This window comes from Acidovorax sp. 94 (assembly GCF_003634645.1).
Lineage (GTDB): Bacteria > Pseudomonadota > Gammaproteobacteria > Burkholderiales > Burkholderiaceae_C > Acidovorax > Acidovorax facilis.
The window spans coordinates 2027477-2047618 of record NZ_RBJA01000001.1; the positions used below are offsets into that span (position 1 = coordinate 2027477).

Here is a 20142-nt window from a genome sequence, read left to right on the forward strand (position 1 = left end):
TTCGGCAGACAGCGGTGGTGTCAAGGTGGACAGTTCGTTCATGGTGCAACATCTCCTTGCATGAGGATGGGTTGGGCTGAAGGCACCAACCATGGCCGGGAATCTTTTTTCCCTGCGAGCAAGTGTGGAATTGGGACGTGACGTCGCCATGTCGGAGGCGTGTCAATGCCGTGACAGCCGTTCACGCAGAAGCACCAACGCTCGCCATCGTGCGGACTGCATAATTGATTCAGGAACCCGCACCGTGCATGCCCCCTCCCCCGCTCGCCCCCGGAGCCCTGTTACGGGCCCACTGGTCGTGTTTGTTCTGGCGGCGCTGTGCGCAGGGGTGATGGTGTGGGCGCTGGAGCGCCAGGAGCATGCACAACAGCGCACCCAGGTGGCGGACATGGCGGGCGACCATGTGCAGGCCCTGCAACGCGCCATCGAGCTGGCCCTGTCGGCCAACAACGCCCTGGTGGCCCTCGTGCGCCAGGGAAAAGGCCAGGTAACGCAGTTTGAAGAGATCGGCACCCAGATGCTGCCGTTCTATCCGGGCATCGCCGCCATGGGGCTGTCACCCAACGGGGTGGTCAGGCACGTAGTTCCGCGCCAGGGCAACGAAAACTCCGTCGGCTTCGATCAGCTCAATGACCCACGCCAAGGCCCCGAATCCGCCAGGGCACGGGAATCAGGCCGACTGACCCTGGCCGGCCCCATGGAACTGGTGCAAGGTGGCTTGGGAGTGGTGGGGCGCCAGCCTGTTTATCTGGAAGACACACAGGGCCACCGTGCCTTTTGGGGCTTTACCTACGTCACCATCCGATTGCCCGAGGTGCTGGCGGCCGCCCGACTGCCGCAATTGACCCAGCGGGGATACCACTACAGGTTGTGGCGCATCCGGCCCGACACGGGGGAAGAACAGACGATCGCAGCCTCGACCCCACCCGCTGGCCCCGACGCCGTGGGCCGTTCATTGACGCTGCCCAACGGACAATGGACGTTGAGCCTGGTCCCCATCAAAGGCTGGGGAGACCCGGGCGTGCTGGCCATGCGATGCGCGGTGGCCTTGCTGTTTGCGCTGCTGATGACCTACCTCGCCCGGCTGCTTTTCGAGCTGAAGGCGCATGAGCGCGGTCTGGCCTACCAGGTGGCGCAGCGCACCTCGGAGATCCAGGCCACCCAGCAGCAGTTGCGTGCCACCGTCGATGCCATCCCGGACCCGCTTTTCGAGCTTGACCTGGACGGCCTGTACTGCAGCGTGCACAGCCAGCGCGCTGAGTTGCTCATGGCACCCGCAGACATGCTGGTCGGGCACAACGTGACCGAGGTACTGCCTGCGGTGGCCGCACTGTCGGTGATGGACGTGCTGAACGAAGCCCACGCCCAGGGCTGGTCCACCGGTCGGCAGATCGTGCTTGATGTGCCCAGTCTGGGCGCCACCTGGTTTGAGTTGTCTGCGGCGCGCAAGGCCACATCCCCCAGCGCAAAGCCCAGGTTCATTGTGCTGTCGCGCGACATCACCGAACGCAAGCGGTCCCAGGAGCAGCTGCAACTCACCGCCCAGGTGTTTGACCAGAGCAGTGAAGCCATCGTGATTGCCGACGCGGCCCATACCATCGTGCGCATCAACCGTGCATTCACACGGATCACCGGGTACACGGAAGCCGAAGCGGTAGGACAGTCCGTGCGTCTGCTCACGGTCGCCGGAGCCGACGATGACTTCCACGCCGATACCGTCTACGCACAGTTGCCGCAGGGCGGAAGCTGGGAGGGCGAGGCCTGGGGGCGCCGCAAGGATGCATCCACCTACCCGCAGTGGCTGTCGGTGAGCAGCGTGCGAGACGGCAATGGCGTTGTCACGCATTCCATCACGCTGTTCCGCGACATCACCCAGCAGCGAGAGGCCCAGGACCGCATTCAACGGCTGGCCCACTTCGACCCGCTCACCAACCTTCCCAACCGCGCGCTCCTGGCGGAACGCGCCCACCGCCACATTACCGACGAGCAGGCGCGCGGCGGTACGCTGGCCATGCTGTTTCTGGACCTGGACCACTTCAAGAACGTCAATGATTCGCTGGGCCACAGAATCGGCGACATCCTGCTCGTGGCTGTCGCACAAAGGCTTCAGTCTCTCCTGAGGCCCCAGGACACGGTTTCGCGCCTGGGTGGGGACGAATTCCTGCTGCTGCTCCCCGCCACTTCCGCCGCTGCCGCCGCCGACATGGCCACGCAGCTGCTGGCCGCCGTGGCCCAGCCCTTCCAGATTGACCCCTACGAACTCACCACCACCTTGTCGATCGGCATTGCGATGTACCCGGCCGACGGGGAATCGTTCGACACGCTGTACCAGCGGGCAGACGCCGCCATGTACCGTGCCAAGCAGAACGGACGCAACCGGTACGGATTCTTCACCGCCGATCTTGAAGCCCGCACCGCCCGTGCCCTCCAGATCGAAAATGCGCTGCGCCGTGCGCTGGAGCGCAATCAGTTTGAGCTGCACTACCAGCCGCAGGTCTCGCTCACCACGCGCCAGGTGGTGGGTGCCGAAGCCCTGCTGCGCTGGCGCCATCCCGAACTGGGCCTGGTGTCGCCAGCCGAGTTCATCCCCGTGGCCGAGAGCAGCGGCATGATCGTGGCAATTGGCGAATGGGTCATCCACACAGCGGTGAGGGACACCAAACGCTGGCTGGATCTGCACCTGCCCCTGCGGGCCGTTTCCGTGAACGTTTCCGCCGTGCAATTCAGGCACCCCCAGTTGCCCGAGATGGTGACCCGCTGCCTGGAACAGGCTGGCCTGCCAGCCCGCAGGCTGGAGCTGGAGCTGACGGAGGGTGCCGCCGTGGACGATCCCGCCGCCGCACTGGCGATGATGGACCAGCTGCACGACCGGGGCGTGCGCCTGTCGATGGATGACTTTGGCACCGGGTACTCATCGCTGAGCTACCTCAAGCGTTTTCAGATCTACAAACTCAAGATCGACCAATCGTTTGTACGCGACCTCGAAGAGGATGCCAACGACCGCGCCATCGTGAGCGCCATCATCCGCATGGCGCAGGCGCTGGGTATGCAAACCACGGCAGAGGGGGTGGAGACCGACGGGCAGCTCGAATTTCTGCGTGCGCAGGGCTGCGACGAAGCGCAGGGCTTTTACTTCAGTCGCCCCCTGCCCGCGGATGCCTTCGAGGCCTACTTGCGCCAGCAGCAGGAGCAGCAGTCGTCGTCGTCAGGCTAGGCACTTGCGCGCCGTTGGTTGCGGGCGGCATTGCGGCGGTTACCGAAGGTGCCCCCATGGGTCTGTAAGGGAGCGCTGCTACACTTTGGTACAAATTACCCAGGCCGCCAGGCCCTACAGCCCGTACCGGTCTCCATGTTTGCGCCGTACAGCACTCCAGAATCGCAGCGTCCTGGAGTTGCCACCGACACTCCCTTGCAACGCGCGCTGCGCGAACAGCAAACCCTGCTCGACAGTGCAGGCGTAGGCATTGTGTTCCTGCGCCAGCGCAGTGTGGTGCGCTGCAACCAGCGGTATGCCGAAATTTTTGGCCATGCCAGCCCCGAGAGCCTGGTCGGGCTGAACACCGAAACCTTCTACCCTTCGCGCGAGGCGTTTCGCGATCTGGGCCGCACCGCCTACCCGGTCCTAGCCCAGGGCCAGGCGTTCCGCGTCGAGCGCCAGCTGCGCCGGCGCGACGGCAGCCTGTTCTGGGGCAGCCTGACCGGGCGGCTTATCAACCCGCACGACACAGCCGAAGGTTCCATCTGGATCCTGGACGACATCGACGAGCAAAAGCGTGCGCAGGCTGCACTGGGCGCAGCGGTGCGTGAAAAGCAGCTGCTCTTTGACAGCGCAATGGTGGGGATCGTGTTCCTGCGCGACCGGCGCCTGACCCGCTGCAACCACCACTTTGAGCAAATGCTGGGCTACGAGCCGGGTGAACTGGTGGGCAGCCCCTCGCGCCGGTGGTACGCCAGCGACGCTGCGTGGGAAGAGGTCGGCCGCCGATGCTATCCGCAGCTGGCCGCCGGCCACTCCTACGAGGGCGAGCTGGAGTTGTGCCGCAAGGATGGGACCCCCGTGATCTGCGAGGTGCGCAGCAAGTCCATCGACCCAGCCGATCCATCGCAGGGCTCCATCTGGATCACGATGGACATCACGGAGCGCAAGCAGGCGCAGGCCGTGCTTGCCAGTGCCCACGAAGACCTGGAAAGGCAGGTGCAGGACCGCACCCGCGAACTGCGCGAGACCGTTGACAACCTGCACCGTGAGATCAACGACCGCAAGGCCGATCAGGAGCGCATCTACTGGCTGGCCCACTACGACGCCCTGACAGGCCTGCCCAACCGCACGCTGCTGGCAGAACGGGCGCAGGAGGCCATCCGCGTCGCCCAGGAGGGCAACACGCCGCTGGCCCTGATCTTCCTGGACCTGGACCACTTCAAGCATGTGAACGACTCGCTGGGCCACCGCGTGGGCGATACCCTGCTCGTGGAGATCGCCAAGCGGCTGCGGGCCGTGGTGCGCGACAAGGACACCGTGTCGCGCCTGGGCGGTGACGAGTTCATTTTGCTGCTGCCGGGCGCCAACGCCCATGGCGCCGCCCGCGTGGCCGGCAAGCTGCAGGAGGCATCGCGCCAGCACTACCAGATTGACCACCACGAGCTGACCATGGCGCCGTCCATGGGCATCGCGCTATTCCCGCAGGATGGCACGGACTTCGACACGCTGACGCAGTCGGCCGATGTGGCCATGTACCGCGCCAAGCTCGACGGGCGCAACACCTTCAAGTTCTTCACCCCCGAGATGCAGGCGCAGTCGGTGCGCGCCTTGCAGCTTGAAAACGCCCTGCGGCGTGCGCTGGAGCGCAACCAGTTCCACCTGCACTACCAGCCGCAGATGAGCCTGACCAACGGCTCCGTGCGCAGCGTGGAGGCATTGCTGCGCTGGCAACACCCGCAGTTGGGCGCGGTGTCACCGGCAGAGTTCATTCCCATTGCCGAAGACAGCGGGCAGATCCTGCAGATTGGGGAATGGGTGCTGCGCACGGCGCTGTCACAGCTCAAAACCTGGCGCACGAACGGATTCCCCCACCTGACGATGGCCGTGAACCTGTCAGCCATCCAGTTTCGCCAGCCGCAGCTGCCGGAGCTCGTGAGCCGCATGCTGGCCGAGTTCGGTCTGCCGCCCGACTCCCTGGAGCTGGAGCTGACCGAAGGCGTTGCCGTGGACGACCCCCATGCTGCCGTGGCCACCATGGACCAGTTGCACGCACGCGGCGTGCGCATGTCGATGGACGACTTTGGCACCGGCTACTCATCGCTGAGCCAGCTCAAGCGCTTTCAGATCTTCAAGCTCAAGATCGACCAGTCTTTCGTGCGCGACCTGGGTGATGACGGCAACGACCGCGCCATCGTCAGCGCCATCATCCGCATGGCCCAGGCGCTGGGCATGCGCACCACGGCCGAAGGCGTGGAGACCGAAGGTCAACTGGCCTACCTGCGCGAACAAGGGTGCGACGAGGCGCAGGGCTACCACTTCAGCATGCCGCTGTCCGCGCCCGAGCTGGAAGCCTTCATGCGGCGGCAGTTGCATTGACCGACACTGCCCCATGCTGGCCGAAGGGCTCGTGCGGCGGCCAAGGAATGCACCGGTGGACGCAGGAGGGACAGCAGCCCATCGGCTCGAAAAATAGCATAAAAACAGGGCCTAGCGCTTAATGGCAAAGCGCAAGCAGCTATAAATTCAGTAGCAAATACACCCAATCTGCAGGACCGAGGCTCCTGGGGCTGTGCGGGCTTTCAGCAGTCAGCACCCCATGCGCCGTCGCCCAGGTCAGTCCCTGCAAGCGCAGTTCAGCGGATCGGAAACGCGTACATCAGGCCCTGCTTGCTCCACAGGTTGTTGAGGCCGCGCGACAGCCCCAGCGCCGACTTATGGCCGACGTTGCGCTCAAAAATCTCGCCGTAGTTGCCGGTGGTCTTGAGGGCGCGCAGCAACCAGTCCCGGTCCAGCCCCAGGAGCTTTCCGGTATCTTCCGAAGTACCCACCATGCGCTGCACCACCGGGTGGGCGCTGCTGGCTTTCAGCGAATCCGCATTGGCTTGCGTCACACCATACTCTTCGGCTTCGATCAGGCCGTAGATCACCCACTTGACCACGGCAAACCACTCGTCGTCGCCCCGCCGCACCAAGGGCCCCAGGGGTTCCTTGGAGATGAGTTCCGGCAAGATGGTGTGTATTGCCTTGCCTTGCGAAACACCGCTGCGCAAGGCTGCCAGGCCCGATGCATCGGTGGTGAATGCGGTGCACCGGCCCGCCAGATAGGCAGCCGTTGCAGCATCTACCTTCTCAAACATCACGGGTTTGATGTCGAGGCCGTTGGCACGGGAATGGTCGGCCAGGTTTTTTTCGGTGGTGGTGCCCGACTGCACACACACGGTCTGTCCCTTGAGCTGGCGGATGCTCCTGATCTTGCTCTTGGCAGGCACCATGAAACCCTGGCCGTCGTAGTAGGTAACGACCGTCTGGTGCAGACCCATCGATGCATCGCGCGCCAGCGAAAAGGTGGTGTTGCGCGAAAGCACGTCCACCTCGCCGGATTGCAAGGCCGTGAAGCGCTGCGGCACGTCCAACGGCACATACTTGACTTTCAGGCCGTCGCCCAGCACGGCGGCTGCAAGTGCCCTGCAGACATCCACGTCAAGTCCGGACCACTTGCCGCTGGAGTCTGCCATCGCAAACCCGGCCAGCCCGGTATTGACGCCACACACCACCTGCCCGCGCGCCCTGATACCGTCGAGAGTCTTGCCCGCATGGGCCACGGGAGCGGCCAGCAACGCGGCCACAACGATGGCGCCCATTGCGGCGATCTGGCCAAACACTGCCTTCATGCGGTCAGGTCTCCGGAAGGGTGATTCACGGTGCCGACAATGGCGCAGGCCCTGCCCCATCCAGCATCTTCTGCAGAAATTGCGCCTGCCCCATGCTGGGGTCCAGGGTGTAGGCAGCAAAGCCTTCCCGTTCGTACGCGCGCATTGCACTGTGGTTGCCCGAAAGCACTTCGAGCGTGAGCTTGCAGGCACCGCGCTCGCGGGCCAGCGTTTCCACCCGGTGCAGCATGCGCTGGGCGATGCGGTGGCCGCGCCAGCCGGGTGCCACCACCACGTCATGCACGTTGACCAGAGGCCGGCAGGCAAAGGTCGAAAAGCCCTCCAGGCAATTGATCAGCCCCACGGGCACCTCGCCGTGTGGCGCCGAAGCGTCCGCCACCCAGGCCATCACGCTGAAAGCCTGCGGCAGCTGGCGCAGCGCCTCGGGCAAGCCCCGCTGGACCTCGGCGCTCAATGGAACGCCACCACCCGCCACGTCCCTTGCATAGCCGTCGAGCAGTTCGACCAACGCCCGCGCTTCGCGGGCATTGCCGTAGTCCACGGAACGGACGGTGATGGTGGAAGGTATGTCAGTGTTTGAAGGCATTTATGGGGTTCCTGGTCGGCGGCAAAGGCCGCAGCGTAGCGGATCGTGCGGCGCGCCAACGGTGGAAGGAGCTCTCGGCGGGATCACCATCAGCCAGCACGGGCCGCGTCGGCCAACCTTTGCGCGCAGGAACTGGCCATTTGCGCATCACGGGCCTCCACCATCACCCGCAGCAGCGGCTCGGTACCACTCGCGCGGATCAGCACGCGGCCTGACGCGCCCAGTTCCTGCTCGACGGCCTGGGTCGTGTCAGCCAGCAAGCGGTTGGCCTTCCAGTCCTGGCCAGGGGCCAGCCGCACATTCAGCAGCACCTGCGGATAGAGCGTTATGTCGGCCAACAGTTGCGCCAGGGTACGGCCACTGCGCACACAGGCCTGCAGCACCTGCAAAGCACTCACCAAGCCGTCGCCGGTGGTATGGCGGTCCAGCGCCAGCAGATGGCCCGAGCCCTCGCCGCCCAGCACCCACTGGTGCCGCGCCAGCTCTTCAAGCACATAGCGGTCGCCCACCTTGGCCCGCACAAACTTCACGCCCTTTGCCTTCAGCGCCACCTCCACTGCCATGTTGGTCATCAGGGTGCCCACGACACCCGGCACATGCTCATCGCGGCCCATGCGGTCCGAAGCCATCAGGTACAAAAGCTCGTCGCCGTTGTACAGGCGCCCCGTGGCATCGACGATCTGCAGGCGGTCCGCGTCGCCATCGAGCGCAATGCCATAGTCGGCGTGGTTGGCGCGCACGGCCCGCACGAGCGCATCAGGATGGGTGGCTCCCACCTCGTGGTTGATGTTGAGGCCGTCGGGTGAGCAGCCAATCGACAGCACTTCGGCACCCAGCTCGTGGAAGACCTTGGGTGCCACCTGGTAGGCCGCGCCATGCGCGGCATCGACGACGATCTTGAGGCCCTTGAGGGTCAGGTCCTGCGGAAACGTGCTCTTGCAGAACTCAATGTAGCGGCCCGCCGCATCATCGAGCCGCCGCGCCTTGCCCAGGCTGGCCGAATCGGCCCACACCGGGGGTTCGCCCAGGGCCGCTTCCACGGCCTGCTCCCACGTGTCGGGCAACTTGGTGCCCTGTGCACTGAAAAACTTGATGCCGTTGTCGGGATAGGCGTTGTGGCTGGCGCTGATGACCACCCCCAGGCTGGCGCGTTGTGCGCGGGTCAGGTAGGCCACGCCCGGGGTGGGCAAAGGACCCAGCAGCACCACATCCACGCCCGCGGAGTTGAAGCCTGACTCCAGCGCGCTTTCCAGCATGTAGCCTGAAATGCGGGTGTCCTTGCCGATCAGCACCGTGGGGCGCTCCTCGGTCCTGCGCAACACTCGCCCGACGGCATGGGCCAGGCGCAGAACAAAATCCGGGGTGATGGGTGGCTGCCCGACGGTGCCACGAATGCCATCGGTTCCAAAGTATTGGCGCGTCATGTTCTAGCGTCTCCTCGTGTGAATCTCATTGTTTGTTATCCATCGCCAAAGGGTCTGGCATGCGCCCATCCATACAACGCCCCAGCCTCCGGAAGACCCCGTCAGACCGCTTGCATTGCACGCCACACCGCGAGCGCCGCCACGGTTTCGCGGACATCGTGCACGCGCACCACAGAAGCTCCACGCTCCACGGCCAACACCGCTGCGGCCACGCTGGGCACCATGCGCTGCTCTACTGCCAAGCCCGTCACCGCACCCAGCGATGACTTGCGGGACCAGCCTGCCAGAAGAGGATAGCCTGCAGCCCGCAGCACCGACTGGTGCGCCAGCAGCGCAAAATTCTGTTCCACCGTTTTGCCAAAACCAATACCCGGGTCCAGCACAATCCGGTTCTTTTCGACCCCTAGCGCTTGCAGGTCAAGCGCAGAGCGCTGCAAAAAGTATAGCACCTGCTGTACCACATCGCCCTCCATCGGGGCCACCTGCATGGTTTGGGGGTCGCGGTGCATGTGCATCAGGCACACCCCACATTGCGGGTGCGATGCCACCACCTCTGCGGCACCCGGCTGGCGCAATGCCCAGATGTCATTGATGATGTCCGCGCCCAGGTCCAGCACCGCGCGCATGACCTCGGGCTTGTAGGTATCGATGGAGATAGGAACCCCCAGGGACACCGCGCCCTGCACCAGGGGCACCACCCGCGCCAGCTCTTCGTCCAGCGGCACCGCCGGACTGCCGGGGCGCGTGGACTCCCCGCCAATGTCCAGAATGTGTGCCCCGTCGCGGAGCAACTGCTCGCAATGCCGCAGGGCCGCAGCGGTGGAGCCATGCCGCCCGCCGTCGGAGAACGAGTCCGGCGTGGCATTGACGATGCCCATCACGCGGGGCTCGGCCAGGTCAATAGAGAAACGGGAGGTCTGCCAGATCATGGGGGGATCGAGAAAAGGTCACAGGCGCCTTCCTGGTCGAGGTCGGGAGGCAGCACAACACCAGCCATGAAAAACGGGGCACAAGGCCCCGTGAGAACGGATGGACCGGCCAGCCAATCAGGCGGCCGATGGTGCGGTGTCCGTCGTCACCGCAGGCGTGCCGCCGCTGGAGTTGTCGCCGCCCGAGGGAGGAGTACGGGGCGTCCAGTCCTTGGGAGGACGGGGCTCCTTGCCAGCCATGATGTCGTCCAACTGCTCGGTGTCGATGGTCTCCCATTCGAGCAGGGCCTTCGCCATGGCGTGCATCTTGTCGCTGTTCTCTTCGATCAGGCGGCGGGCCAGGTTGTACTGCTCATCGATGATGCGGCGCACTTCCATGTCCACCTTTTCCATGGTCTGCTCGCTCATGGTCGTGGTCTTGGTCACCGAACGGCCCAGGAACACTTCGCCTTCGTTCTCGGCGTAGACCATAGGCCCCAGGGCATCGGTCATGCCGTAGCGGGTGACCATGTCGCGGGCAATGTGCGTGGCACGCTCGAAGTCATTGCTGGCCCCAGTGGTCATCTGGTTCATGAACACTTCTTCAGCGATGCGGCCACCAAACAGCATGCTGATCTGGTTGAGCATGTATTCGCGATCGTAGCTGTAGCGGTCCTGGGCAGGCAGGCTCATCGTCACGCCCAGGGCACGGCCACGGGGAATGATGGTGACCTTGTGCACGGGGTCGCACTTGGGCAGCAGCTTGCCAATGAGGGCGTGGCCAGACTCGTGGTAGGCCGTGTTGCGACGCTCTTCCTCGGGCATGACCATGCTTTTGCGCTCGGGGCCCATGAGGATCTTGTCCTTGGCCTTCTCGAAGTCCTGCATCTCGACGGTACGGGCATTGCGGCGCGCGGCCATCAGGGCAGCTTCATTGCACAGGTTGGCCAGATCGGCACCGCTCATGCCAGGGGTGCCGCGGGCAATGATGCCAGGGGCCACGTCCTGACCAATCGGGATCTTGCGCATGTGCACGTTCAGGATCTGCTCGCGGCCACGGATATCGGGCAGCGTCACATAGACCTGACGGTCGAAACGGCCAGGGCGCAGCAGGGCGGCGTCCAGGATGTCGGGGCGGTTGGTGGCAGCCACCACGATCACGCCCAGGTTGGTTTCGAAGCCGTCCATCTCAACCAGCATCTGGTTGAGGGTCTGTTCGCGCTCGTCGTTACCGCCGCCCAGGCCAGCACCACGCTGGCGGCCCACCGCGTCGATTTCATCGATGAAGATGATGCACGGAGCGTTCTTCTTGGCGTTGTCGAACATGTCGCGCACACGGGCCGCACCCACGCCGACAAACATTTCCACAAAGTCGGAGCCAGAGATGCTGAAGAACGGCACCTTGGCTTCGCCTGCGATGGACTTGGCCAGCAGGGTCTTGCCGGTACCGGGAGGGCCAACCAGCAGCAGGCCGCGCGGAATACGCCCGCCGAGCTTCTGGAATTTCTGCGGGTCTTTCAGGAAGTCCACGACTTCCTTGACTTCTTCCTTGGCCTCGTCGCAACCCGCCACGTCCGCGAACGTGACCTGGTTGTTGTTTTCGTCGAGCATGCGCGCCTTGCTCTTGCCGAAGCTGAAGGCGCCGCCCTTGCCGCCGCCCTGCATCTGACGCATGAAGTACACCCACACGCCGATCAGCAGCAGCATGGGGCCCCAGCTGACCAGGAGGGTCATGAGCAGGGAGCCTTCTTCACGGGGCTTGACGTCGAACTTGACGTTGTTGTTGATGAGATCGCCCACAAGGCCACGGTCCAGATAGGTGGCCGTCGTGCGGATCTTGCGGTCGTCATTGGTGACGGCCACGATCTCGGTGCCGCCCTGGCCTTCCTGGATGGTCGCGCTCTTGATGCGGTTGCTGCGGACTTCCTCCAGGAACTCCGAGTAGCCGACGTGGCCTGCGCTGGCTCCGGCACGGGTGTCAAACTGTTTGAACACCGTGAACAGCACCATGGCAATAACCAGCCACACGGCAATTTTTGAAAACCACTGATTGTTCAAGCGGGGCTCCAGTTGCGGGAAACAGAAAACGGACACACTGCCGTCATGGCACGCATGTGCGGCCCATTTTAGGTGTTTCAAGCCACCCGGCCATCCCTATTCCCCCTAGCGGCCATGGAAACAGCACGGGCTTTAGGGTCGAAATTCACGGATTCTTGACCTGAGGCAAGCCCGTTCAGGCGGTCTTCTTGAGGCCCATGCCCACCAGAAAGGTCTCGGACGATTTGTCGCGGGAGGCCTTGGGCTTCAACGGCTTGACCACTTTGAAGGTCTGTTTGAACAGCGTGACCAGATCGCTGTAGCCGCTGCCATGGAACAGCTTGACTACCAGGGCCCCATCCGGTTTCAAATGGTTGCAAGCAAACTCCACAGCCAGTTCGACCAGATGGGCAATGCGCGCAGCGTCGGCGGATTCGATACCGGACAGATTGGGAGCCATGTCCGAAACGACAACATCCACCACCCGACCATCCAGGGCCTGCTCTAGGCGCTCCAGCACCTCCGCCTCACGAAAATCACCGTTGATATAGGTAACACCCTCGATGGGCTCCATGGGCAGAAGGTCTAGCGCAATGATGGTGCCGTTGAGTTGGCCCGCTGCAGCCCCCCCGGGCGACATGCGCCTGCGCAGGTACTGACTCCAGGCGCCCGGCGTGGACCCCAGATCCACCACGGTGTAACCGGGTTTGATGAGACCCAGCTGTTCGTCGATTTCCTTGAGCTTGTAGGCGGCGCGTGCCCGGTATCCCTCTTTCTGGGCCAATTTGACATAGGTGTCGTTGACATGGTCGTTCAACCACGCCTTGTTGACCTTCTTGCTTTGGGTTTTGACTTTCATACCGCTCCATTGTCTCTCGACAATCAGCACCGCCGATAATATGGCCCATGCCCCAAATTCAACTGACTCCCGCCGAGCGCCGGGAACAACGCGCCAATGCCCACCACCTGGACCCCGTCGTCCTGGTCGGCGGCGATGGACTCACCCCTGCGGTCAAGAAGGAAATCGACGCCGCCCTGAACGCCCATGGCCTTATCAAGGTGCGCGTTTTCAACGATGACCGCGTGGCGCGCGAGCTGATGTACCAGGAGCTGACCGCCGAACTCAACGCAGCCCCCATCCAGCACATCGGCAAGCTGCTGGTACTGTGGCGCCCCCAACCCGTCAAGGAACGTACGGTCGATGAGGACCGCATGCCCGGCCCACGCGACGTCAAGGTGCTCAAATACAGCAAGCGCGGCGGCCAGCGCCCCGAGATCAAGCAACTGCGCGTGCTGGGCAACCAGCGCCTCACTTCGGGCGGCCAGATCAAGCGCGCCAAGCCCAAGCAAAAATCCATCAAGAAGCGCCAGGCAGACTGATGAGCCACGATGCAGGTTCGGCAGTACCTGCAAACTTTGCAGCACCTGCTGGCATGGCGCCCGTCCGCCACATCCTCTGCATGAAGTGGGGCACGAAATACGGCCCCGAATACGTCAACCGGCTGTATGCCATGGTGCGCAGGCACCTGAGCGGGGATTTTCGCTTTGTCTGCCTGACCGATGACAGCACGGGCATCCGCAGCGAAGTGCAGTGCCTGCCCATCCCCGCACTCGATCTGCCACCCGGCATCCCCGAGCGGGGCTGGACCAAGCTGGTCACTTTCAGCAAGGACCTGCACGGACTTCGAGGCACGGCCTTGTTCCTGGATGTGGACGTGGTCATCACCGGCAGCCTGGACGATTTTTTCACCCAGCCGGGTGAATTCCTGATCATCCACGACTACAAGCGCCCCTGGCGCATCACGGGCAACTCCTCGGTCTATCGCTTTGAGCTGGGAGCTCACCCCGACGTGCTGGAGCACTTTCGCGCGCATTTTTCAGAAATTCGTGAGCAGTTTCGCAACGAGCAGGCCTACTTGTCGGACTTCCTGCACCGGCAGGGCAAGTTGCAATACTGGCCTGCGGCCTGGTGCCCGAGTTTCAAATACCACGGAATACCGCCCTGGCCGACCAACTACTGGCGGCCGCCGTTTGTGCCAGCGGGCGCACGCATCGTGATCTTTCATGGGGAATGCAATCCCCCCGATGCTTTGGCCGGGCGGCGCAACCGGCGGTTTCGCTTCATTCGTCCGGCCACCTGGGTGGCGGAGCACTGGCGCGAATAGGCGGTTTGAAGGCGGCGCTGGTTGCGACCAGCGCTCGCTTCAGTCGTCTGCAGTGCCGTCAGGCCCGACCGGCAACAACGGCGGCTTCTGAACCTGGCGCAGTGTTTGCCACAACACGGCCAGTGCGCAGCACCACTGCAGCACATACATCACCGTCCCCACACTGTGCCACAGGCGCAAATCCTGCCGCGCCACGATACGCGGCGCCACACCAAACTGCGTGAGCAGCGCCAGCAGCATGCCACCAAGTATAAAAACCATAGCAGCTTGCGCCCATGGATACTGCGCTATCGCCTGTTTTGGCCTTGAAATCAGCAGCAGAACCAGACAGCAGGCGACCGCCACCCAGGTCTGCGCCGCAAACAGCTTGGCCGCCATGTTGCCCGCCACCATGGGCGACGGAAGGTGGGCAAACAGCATGGGAACGACCAGAAACCCGATGGTAGTCAGGCTGCCCCACCAGAGCGCAGCGACCAGGGCAGGAAGGCGGTGGAACATGCCGTTCCCGCTCACTGGTAGCTGACCGCCACCACTTCGTAGCGGCGAATCCCGCCGGGAGCCTGCACTTCGGCGGTATCGCCCTCTTCCTTGCCGATCAAGGCGCGGGCGATAGGGCTCGAGATATTGATGAGCCCTTGCTTCAGATCCGCCTCGTCCTCGCCCACGATCTGGTATTTCACGAGGTCGCCAGACTCTTCGTCTTCCAGTTCGACCGTGGCGCCAAAGACGACCTTGCCGCCGCCATCCACGGCGCTGGGGTCGATCACCTGAGCCACCGACAGCTTGCCCTCGATCTCCTGGATGCGGCCTTCGATGAAGCCCTGGCGGTCCTTGGCGGCGTCATAGTCAGCGTTTTCGCTGAGGTCGCCCTGCGCGCGCGCTTCGGCAATTGCCGTGATCACAGCGGGGCGCTCTACGGTCTTGAGGCGGTGCAGTTCTTCCTTGAGCTTTTCAGCACCGCGCTTGGTAATCGGAATGGTGGCCATCGTGTTGCGTCTCCATAAATCAAAACGGTGAAAGCGCCAGAAGCACTTCCACCGGTCAATCGCCAGGCATGCCCGCGCTGCGCTGGGCGATGCGAATGGCAAGTCTACAAAAGGAAACCGCCGCACGTTGCCGCGCGGCGGTGTCTGTTCAGGCGGCAATTATGCCGCTTTTGCCGATGCTCAGGCAGCCAGTTGGGCGTGCAGCTCCTGCACCGAGTACACGTCGAGCTTGTCCAGGTACTTCATGCCCTCCACCGCCGCCTCGGCGCCAAAGATGGTCGTGAACGTGGTCACGCGGGCCAGCAGCGACGAGGTGCGGATCGCACGCGAATCGGCAATCGCATTGCGGCGCTCTTCCACGGTGTTGATGACCATGACGATCTCGTTGTTCTTGATCATGTCCACGATGTGCGGGCGGCCTTCGGTCACCTTGTTGACCACGCCCACAGGCACGCCAGCTTCGGCAATAGCAGCTGCAGTGCCCTTGGTCGCCACCAGCTCAAAGCCCAGCGCCACCAGTTGGCGGGCGATGTCCACGGCACGCGGCTTGTCGGCATTCTTCACCGTGAGGAACACCTTGCCCGATGTGGGCAGCTTGGTGCCAGCGCCCAGCTGGCTCTTCACAAAGGCTTCGCCAAAGGTCTTGCCCACGCCCATGACTTCGCCGGTGGACTTCATCTCTGGGCCGAGGATGGTGTCCACGCCAGGGAACTTCACGAACGGGAACACGGCCTCCTTCACGCTGAAGTACGGCGGTGTCACTTCCTTGGTGATGCCCTGCGAGGCCAGCGTTTGACCCGCCATGCAACGCGCCGCGACCTTGGCCAGCTGGATGCCCGTGGCCTTGGAAACGAACGGCACCGTGCGCGAGGCGCGGGGGTTCACTTCCAGCACGTAGATCACGTCCTTGCCGTCCATCTCCTGGATGGCGAACTGCACGTTCATCAGTCCCACCACGTTCAGGCCCTGGGCCATGGCGGCGGTCTGGCGCTTGATCTCGTCGATGGTGGGCTGCGACAGGTAGTACGGGGGCAGTGAGCAGGCGGAGTCGCCGCTGTGCACGCCCGCCTGCTCGATGTGTTCCATGACCCCGCCGATGAAGGTGACGCCTGCCGAATCGCGCACGCAGTCCACGTCGCACTCGATAGCGTTGGAGAGGAAGCGGTCGAGCAGCACGGGCGAGTCGTTGCTCACTTTGACCGCCTCACGCATGTAGCGCTCCAGGTCACGCTGCTCGTGCACGATTTCCATCGCGCGGCCACCCAGCACGTAGCTGGGGCGCACCACCAGGGGGTAGCCCAGGGCGGCGGCCTTTTCCAGGGCTTCGGGTTCGGTGCGTGCCGTGGCGTTGGGCGGCTGGCGCAGGCCCAGCTCACCCAGCAGCTTCTGGAAGCGCTCGCGGTCTTCAGCCGCGTCGATCATGTCGGGGCTGGTGCCGATGATCGGGACGCCAGCAGCTTCCAGACCCAGGGCAAGCTTCAGGGGCGTCTGGCCGCCGTACTGCACGATCACGCCGACCGGCTTTTCCTTGTCCACAATCTCCAGCACGTCTTCGAGCGTCACGGGCTCGAAGTACAGGCGGTCGGAGGTGTCATAGTCGGTGGAGACGGTTTCGGGGTTGCAGTTGACCATGATGGTCTCGTAGCCGTCCTCGCGCATGGCAAGGGCCGCATGCACGCAGCAGTAGTCGAACTCGATGCCCTGGCCGATGCGGTTGGGGCCACCGCCCAGCACCATGATCTTCTTGTTGTTCGTAGGCTCCGACTCGCATTCGGCGACACCACCGTGGGTGGCGACTTCGTAAGTGGAGTACAGGTACGCGGTGTTGGTAGCGAACTCGGCCGCACAGGTGTCCACACGCTTGTACACGGGGCGCACTTTGAGCGCACGGCGTGCTTCGCGCACCGCCTTCTCGGTGGTCTTGAGCAGCTTGGCCAGCCGGCGGTCGGAGAAGCCTTTTTGCTTGAGCGTGAGCAGCGTGCCGGCATCCAGCGCCGCCAGGGCACCGTCACCCTTTTCGGCCACCAGCTTGTCGATGTCCAGCTCGATCTTCACGATCTGCTCAATCTGCACCAGGAACCACTTGTCGATCTTGGTCAGCTCGAACACTTCATCGACCGAAAGACCCATGGCAAACGCATCGCCCACGTACCAGATGCGCTCGGGACCGGGCTCGCCCAGTTCCTTTTCGAGCGTCTCGCGGTCCTGGGTTTTCTCGTTCATGCCGTCCACGCCAACTTCCAGGCCGCGCAGGGCTTTCTGGAAGGACTCCTGGAAGGTGCGGCCCATGGCCATGACCTCGCCCACCGACTTCATCTGCGTGGTCAGGCGGCTGTCGGCCGTGGGGAATTTTTCGAACGCAAAACGTGGGATCTTGGTGACCACGTAGTCGATCGAAGGCTCGAACGATGCAGGCGTGGCACCGCCCGTGATTTCGTTCTTGAGCTCGTCCAGCGTGTAGCCCACGGCCAGCTTGGCGGCGACCTTGGCAATCGGGAAGCCCGTGGCCTTGGAGGCCAGCGCCGACGAACGCGACACGCGCGGGTTCATCTCGATGACGATCATGCGGCCGTCCTTCGGGTTGACCGAGAACTGCACGTTGGAGCCGCCCGTGTCCACGCCGATCTCGCGCAGCACCGCGAGCGACGCGTTGCGCATGATCTGGTATTCCTTGTCGGTCAGCGTCTGCGCGGGGGCCACGGTGATCGAGTCGCCCGTGTGCACACCCATCGGGTCCAGGTTTTCGATGGAGCAGATGATGATGCAGTTGTCCGCCTTGTCGCGGACCACTTCCATCTCGTACTCCTTCCAGCCAAGCAGCGACTCTTCAATCAGCAGCTCATTGGTGGGCGAGGCTTCCAGGCCGCGCTTGCAGATGGTCTCGAACTCTTCAGGGTTGTAGGCAATGCCGCCGCCGGTACCGCCCAGCGTGAAGCTGGGGCGGATCACCGTGGGGAAACCCACGGTCTTTTGCACGGCCCAGGCTTCGTCCATGCTGTGGGCGATGCCAGAGCGCGCGGAGCCCAGACCGATCTTGGTCATGGCGTCCTTGAACTTCAAGCGGTCTTCGGCCTTGTCGATGGCTTCGGGGGTGGCGCCGATGAGCTCCACCTTGTATTTGTCGAGCACGCCGTTGTGCCACAGGTCCAGCGCGCAGTTGAGCGCTGTCTGGCCACCCATGGTGGGCAGGATGGCGTCGGGACGCTCCTTGGCGATGATCTTCTCGACCGTCTGCCAAGTGATGGGCTCGATGTAGGTGACGTCGGCCGTGGCCGGGTCGGTCATGATCGTCGCAGGGTTGCTGTTGATCAGGATGACCTTGTAGCCCTCTTCGCGCAGGGCCTTGCAGGCCTGTACGCCGGAGTAGTCGAACTCGCAGGCCTGGCCGATGATGATGGGGCCAGCGCCGATGATGAGGATGCTTTTGATGTCTGTGCGTTTTGGCATGGTGCGTCGATCAGTCGATCGTGGGTTCGGCTGCCTGGGGGCTGGGGGTTGGGGCAGAGGCTGCTGTTGCATCTGCGGGCAAACGCCGCTGGGTCAACTTGGCAAGCAGCGCCTCGGCGCGTGCGGGAGGAAGGTTCTTCTGCATCAGCTGCAGCAGGCCGTCGCCCTGGATCAGTGGGCGCAAGACTTCTTCTTCCGCGTCATAAAACGTCACTTCCCACTCCTGCAGCAGCTCTGCAAAGGCGGCATCGTCCAGCGTCTTGCCCTTGGCCACGAGCGTGACGAGCGGCATGGCCTTGTTCTCGACGAACGCTTTCTTGTAGGGCTTTTGCGCCCAACGTTCCGTGAACCACTCACGGTGGGGCGAAGGCAGGGTCAGGACACGCTTGTGGATCGCCTTTTCCAGCGATGCAAGGGGGAAGCTGAACAGTTTCATGGTGCTGTTTCCTTCCGCGCTTAACCGGCTTTTGCCGCGCGCATGGCGTCGGTGAAGCGGTCAAAGAGGTATGCGATGTCGTGCGGACCTGGGGATGCCTCAGGATGCCCCTGGAAACAGAAAGCGGGCTTGTCCTTGTGGACCAGCCCTTGCAGCGTGCCGTCAAACAGGCTGACGTGCGTGGCGCGCAGATTGGCAGGAAGCGATTCCATGTCCACCGAAAAACCGTGGTTCTGGCTCGTGATGCTCACGCGGCCCGTGTCCAGGTCCTTCACCGGGTGGTTGGCACCATGGTGGCTGTGGGTCATCTTGAAGGTCTTGGCACCAGCAGCCAGGGCCATGATCTGGTGCCCCAGGCAGATGCCGAACGTGGGCATGCCACTGTCCACAATCGTGCGGGTCGCGGCGATGGCGTAGTCGCAAGGCTCTGGGTCGCCAGGGCCGTTGGACAGAAAAACACCATCGGGCTTGAGAGCCAGCACATCAGCGGCCGGCGTCTTCGCGGGCACCACGGTGACCTTGCAGCCACGTTCCGCCAGCATGCGCAGGATGTTCTTCTTGACGCCGAAGTCGTACGCCACCACATGAAACTGTGGGGCCGACAGTTCGCCGTAGCCAGTACCCAGTTTCCACTCTGTCTGCGTCCACTCATAACGCGCTGCCGTGGTCACCACCTGGGCCAGGTCCAGCCCGGCCATGTTGGGGGCCGCCTTGGCCTTGGCGATGGCTTCGTCGATGAGCGCCTGCGTGACAGGCTGCCCTGCAGCAAGGCCGATGATGGTGCCGTTTTGCGCACCCTTGCTGCGCAGCAGGCGCGTGAGCTTTCGGGTGTCGATGTTGGCGATGGCAACGGTCTTCTCACGCACGAGGTACTGCGAGAGCGTTTCCGTGGAGCGGAAGTTGCTTGCCAGCAGCGGCAGGTCTTTGATGATCAGGCCTGCGGCGTGGACCTTGTCGGCTTCGATGTCCTCCACATTGACGCCGTAGTTGCCGATGTGCGGATACGTGAGGGTCACGATCTGCTGGCAGTAGCTCGGGTCGGTGAGGATTTCCTGGTAGCCGGTGATGGCGGTGTTGAACACCACTTCGCCGACGGTGGTGCCGGTGGCACCAATCGAATTGCCGATAAAGACCGTGCCGTCTGCGAGCGCCAGAATGGCGGGCGGGAAGTTTCCCTGTAGAGACAAAAGCACTGGGTTCTCCGGATGGTTACGGTCGCCCGGCGCCTGCAGTCCACTCGTGCACGCAAAGGTACGCAAGTGCTGGTGGCTGCTCTCAGATGG

The 20142-nt window shown here is 63.5% G+C and carries 15 protein-coding genes; 4 read left to right on the forward strand and 11 right to left on the reverse strand.

Annotated features, from left to right (window positions below; all coding sequences use genetic code 11):
* The first annotated feature begins 331 nt into the window (after positions 1–331).
* On the forward strand, positions 332–3214 hold the full coding sequence (locus tag C8C94_RS09415) for an EAL domain-containing protein (protein ID WP_233573587.1): 2883 nt from the start codon (positions 332–334) through the stop codon (positions 3212–3214).
* Between the two features lie 135 nt (positions 3215–3349).
* The gene (locus C8C94_RS09420) at positions 3350–5575 is read left to right on the forward strand and encodes a bifunctional diguanylate cyclase/phosphodiesterase (RefSeq protein WP_121420536.1); all 2226 of its coding nucleotides are present in this window, start codon (positions 3350–3352) and stop codon (positions 5573–5575) included.
* Between the two features lie 257 nt (positions 5576–5832).
* On the opposite strand, the gene C8C94_RS09425 is transcribed toward C8C94_RS09420, so the two are convergent.
* From C8C94_RS09425 to C8C94_RS09450, 6 genes are all read right to left on the reverse strand, one after another.
* On the reverse strand, positions 5833–6870 hold the full coding sequence (locus C8C94_RS09425) for an amino acid ABC transporter substrate-binding protein (protein ID WP_121420537.1): 1038 nt from the start codon (positions 6868–6870) through the stop codon (positions 5833–5835).
* A 25-nt stretch (positions 6871–6895) separates the two neighbouring features.
* On the reverse strand, positions 6896–7456 hold the full coding sequence (locus tag C8C94_RS09430; protein ID WP_121420538.1) for a GNAT family N-acetyltransferase: 561 nt from the start codon (positions 7454–7456) through the stop codon (positions 6896–6898).
* Between the two features lie 89 nt (positions 7457–7545).
* A complete protein-coding gene (glmM, locus tag C8C94_RS09435; protein WP_055398223.1) occupies positions 7546–8880 on the reverse strand; it encodes a phosphoglucosamine mutase in 1335 nt (444 codons plus the stop codon).
* Between the two features lie 101 nt (positions 8881–8981).
* Complete coding sequence (gene folP, locus C8C94_RS09440; protein WP_121420539.1) at positions 8982–9809, reverse strand: dihydropteroate synthase; 828 nt, start codon at positions 9807–9809, stop codon at positions 8982–8984.
* A gap of 117 nt (positions 9810–9926) precedes the next feature.
* Positions 9927–11846 (reverse strand): ATP-dependent zinc metalloprotease FtsH, encoded by a 1920-nt coding sequence (ftsH, locus tag C8C94_RS09445; RefSeq protein WP_055398225.1) that lies wholly within the window; start codon positions 11844–11846, stop codon positions 9927–9929.
* Positions 11847–12021: 175 nt separating this feature from the next.
* Positions 12022–12684 (reverse strand): RlmE family RNA methyltransferase, encoded by a 663-nt coding sequence (locus tag C8C94_RS09450; protein WP_055398226.1) that lies wholly within the window; start codon positions 12682–12684, stop codon positions 12022–12024.
* A gap of 47 nt (positions 12685–12731) precedes the next feature.
* On the opposite strand from C8C94_RS09450, the gene C8C94_RS09455 reads away from it, so the two are divergent.
* Entirely contained in the window at positions 12732–13205 is a 474-nt protein-coding gene (locus C8C94_RS09455; protein ID WP_055398227.1) for a YhbY family RNA-binding protein, read from the forward strand.
* Positions 13205–13990 (forward strand): hypothetical protein, encoded by a 786-nt coding sequence (locus C8C94_RS09460; RefSeq protein WP_055398228.1) that lies wholly within the window; start codon positions 13205–13207, stop codon positions 13988–13990. The genes C8C94_RS09455 and C8C94_RS09460 overlap by 1 nt, the downstream gene beginning before the upstream one ends.
* A 39-nt stretch (positions 13991–14029) precedes the next feature.
* Here the strand turns inward: C8C94_RS09460 and C8C94_RS09465 are convergent, their stop codons facing one another.
* The 5 genes from C8C94_RS09465 to carA form a co-directional block, all read right to left on the reverse strand.
* The gene (locus C8C94_RS09465) at positions 14030–14488 is read right to left on the reverse strand and encodes a DUF4149 domain-containing protein (RefSeq protein WP_055398229.1); all 459 of its coding nucleotides are present in this window, start codon (positions 14486–14488) and stop codon (positions 14030–14032) included.
* Positions 14489–14499: 11 nt separating this feature from the next.
* Positions 14500–14976, reverse strand: coding sequence for a transcription elongation factor GreA (gene greA, locus C8C94_RS09470; protein WP_055398230.1), 477 nt, complete (start codon positions 14974–14976; stop codon positions 14500–14502).
* Positions 14977–15156: 180 nt separating this feature from the next.
* A complete protein-coding gene (carB, locus tag C8C94_RS09475) occupies positions 15157–18423 on the reverse strand; it encodes a carbamoyl-phosphate synthase large subunit (RefSeq protein ID WP_121420540.1) in 3267 nt (1088 codons plus the stop codon).
* 10 nt (positions 18424–18433) lie between these two features.
* Positions 18434–18859: a hypothetical protein gene (locus tag C8C94_RS09480; protein ID WP_055398232.1), complete on the reverse strand. Its 426-nt coding sequence runs from the start codon at positions 18857–18859 to the stop codon at positions 18434–18436.
* Between the two features lie 20 nt (positions 18860–18879).
* The gene (gene carA, locus C8C94_RS09485; protein WP_121420541.1) at positions 18880–20052 is read right to left on the reverse strand and encodes a glutamine-hydrolyzing carbamoyl-phosphate synthase small subunit; all 1173 of its coding nucleotides are present in this window, start codon (positions 20050–20052) and stop codon (positions 18880–18882) included.
* Positions 20053–20142 lie beyond the last annotated feature (90 nt).

Excerpts from the sequence above, each read along its gene's own strand:
- C8C94_RS09450 (WP_055398226.1), bottom strand. The coding sequence starts at position 12,684 with ATGAAAGTCAAAACCCAAAGCAAGAAGGTCAACAAGGCGTGGTTGAAC.
- C8C94_RS09425 (WP_121420537.1), bottom strand. The coding sequence starts at position 6,870 with ATGAAGGCAGTGTTTGGCCAGATCGCCGCAATGGGCGCCATCGTTGTG.
- C8C94_RS09415 (WP_233573587.1), top strand. The coding sequence starts at position 332 with ATGGTGTGGGCGCTGGAGCGCCAGGAGCATGCACAACAGCGCACCCAG.
- C8C94_RS09420 (WP_121420536.1), top strand. The coding sequence starts at position 3,350 with ATGTTTGCGCCGTACAGCACTCCAGAATCGCAGCGTCCTGGAGTTGCC.
- carB (WP_121420540.1), bottom strand. The coding sequence starts at position 18,423 with ATGCCAAAACGCACAGACATCAAAAGCATCCTCATCATCGGCGCTGGC.
- C8C94_RS09455 (WP_055398227.1), top strand. The coding sequence starts at position 12,732 with ATGCCCCAAATTCAACTGACTCCCGCCGAGCGCCGGGAACAACGCGCC.
- folP (WP_121420539.1), bottom strand. The coding sequence starts at position 9,809 with ATGATCTGGCAGACCTCCCGTTTCTCTATTGACCTGGCCGAGCCCCGC.
- glmM (WP_055398223.1), bottom strand. The coding sequence starts at position 8,880 with ATGACGCGCCAATACTTTGGAACCGATGGCATTCGTGGCACCGTCGGG.
- greA (WP_055398230.1), bottom strand. The coding sequence starts at position 14,976 with ATGGCCACCATTCCGATTACCAAGCGCGGTGCTGAAAAGCTCAAGGAA.
- C8C94_RS09465 (WP_055398229.1), bottom strand. The coding sequence starts at position 14,488 with ATGTTCCACCGCCTTCCTGCCCTGGTCGCTGCGCTCTGGTGGGGCAGC.
- C8C94_RS09460 (WP_055398228.1), top strand. The coding sequence starts at position 13,205 with ATGAGCCACGATGCAGGTTCGGCAGTACCTGCAAACTTTGCAGCACCT.
- C8C94_RS09430 (WP_121420538.1), bottom strand. The coding sequence starts at position 7,456 with ATGCCTTCAAACACTGACATACCTTCCACCATCACCGTCCGTTCCGTG.
- C8C94_RS09480 (WP_055398232.1), bottom strand. The coding sequence starts at position 18,859 with ATGAAACTGTTCAGCTTCCCCCTTGCATCGCTGGAAAAGGCGATCCAC.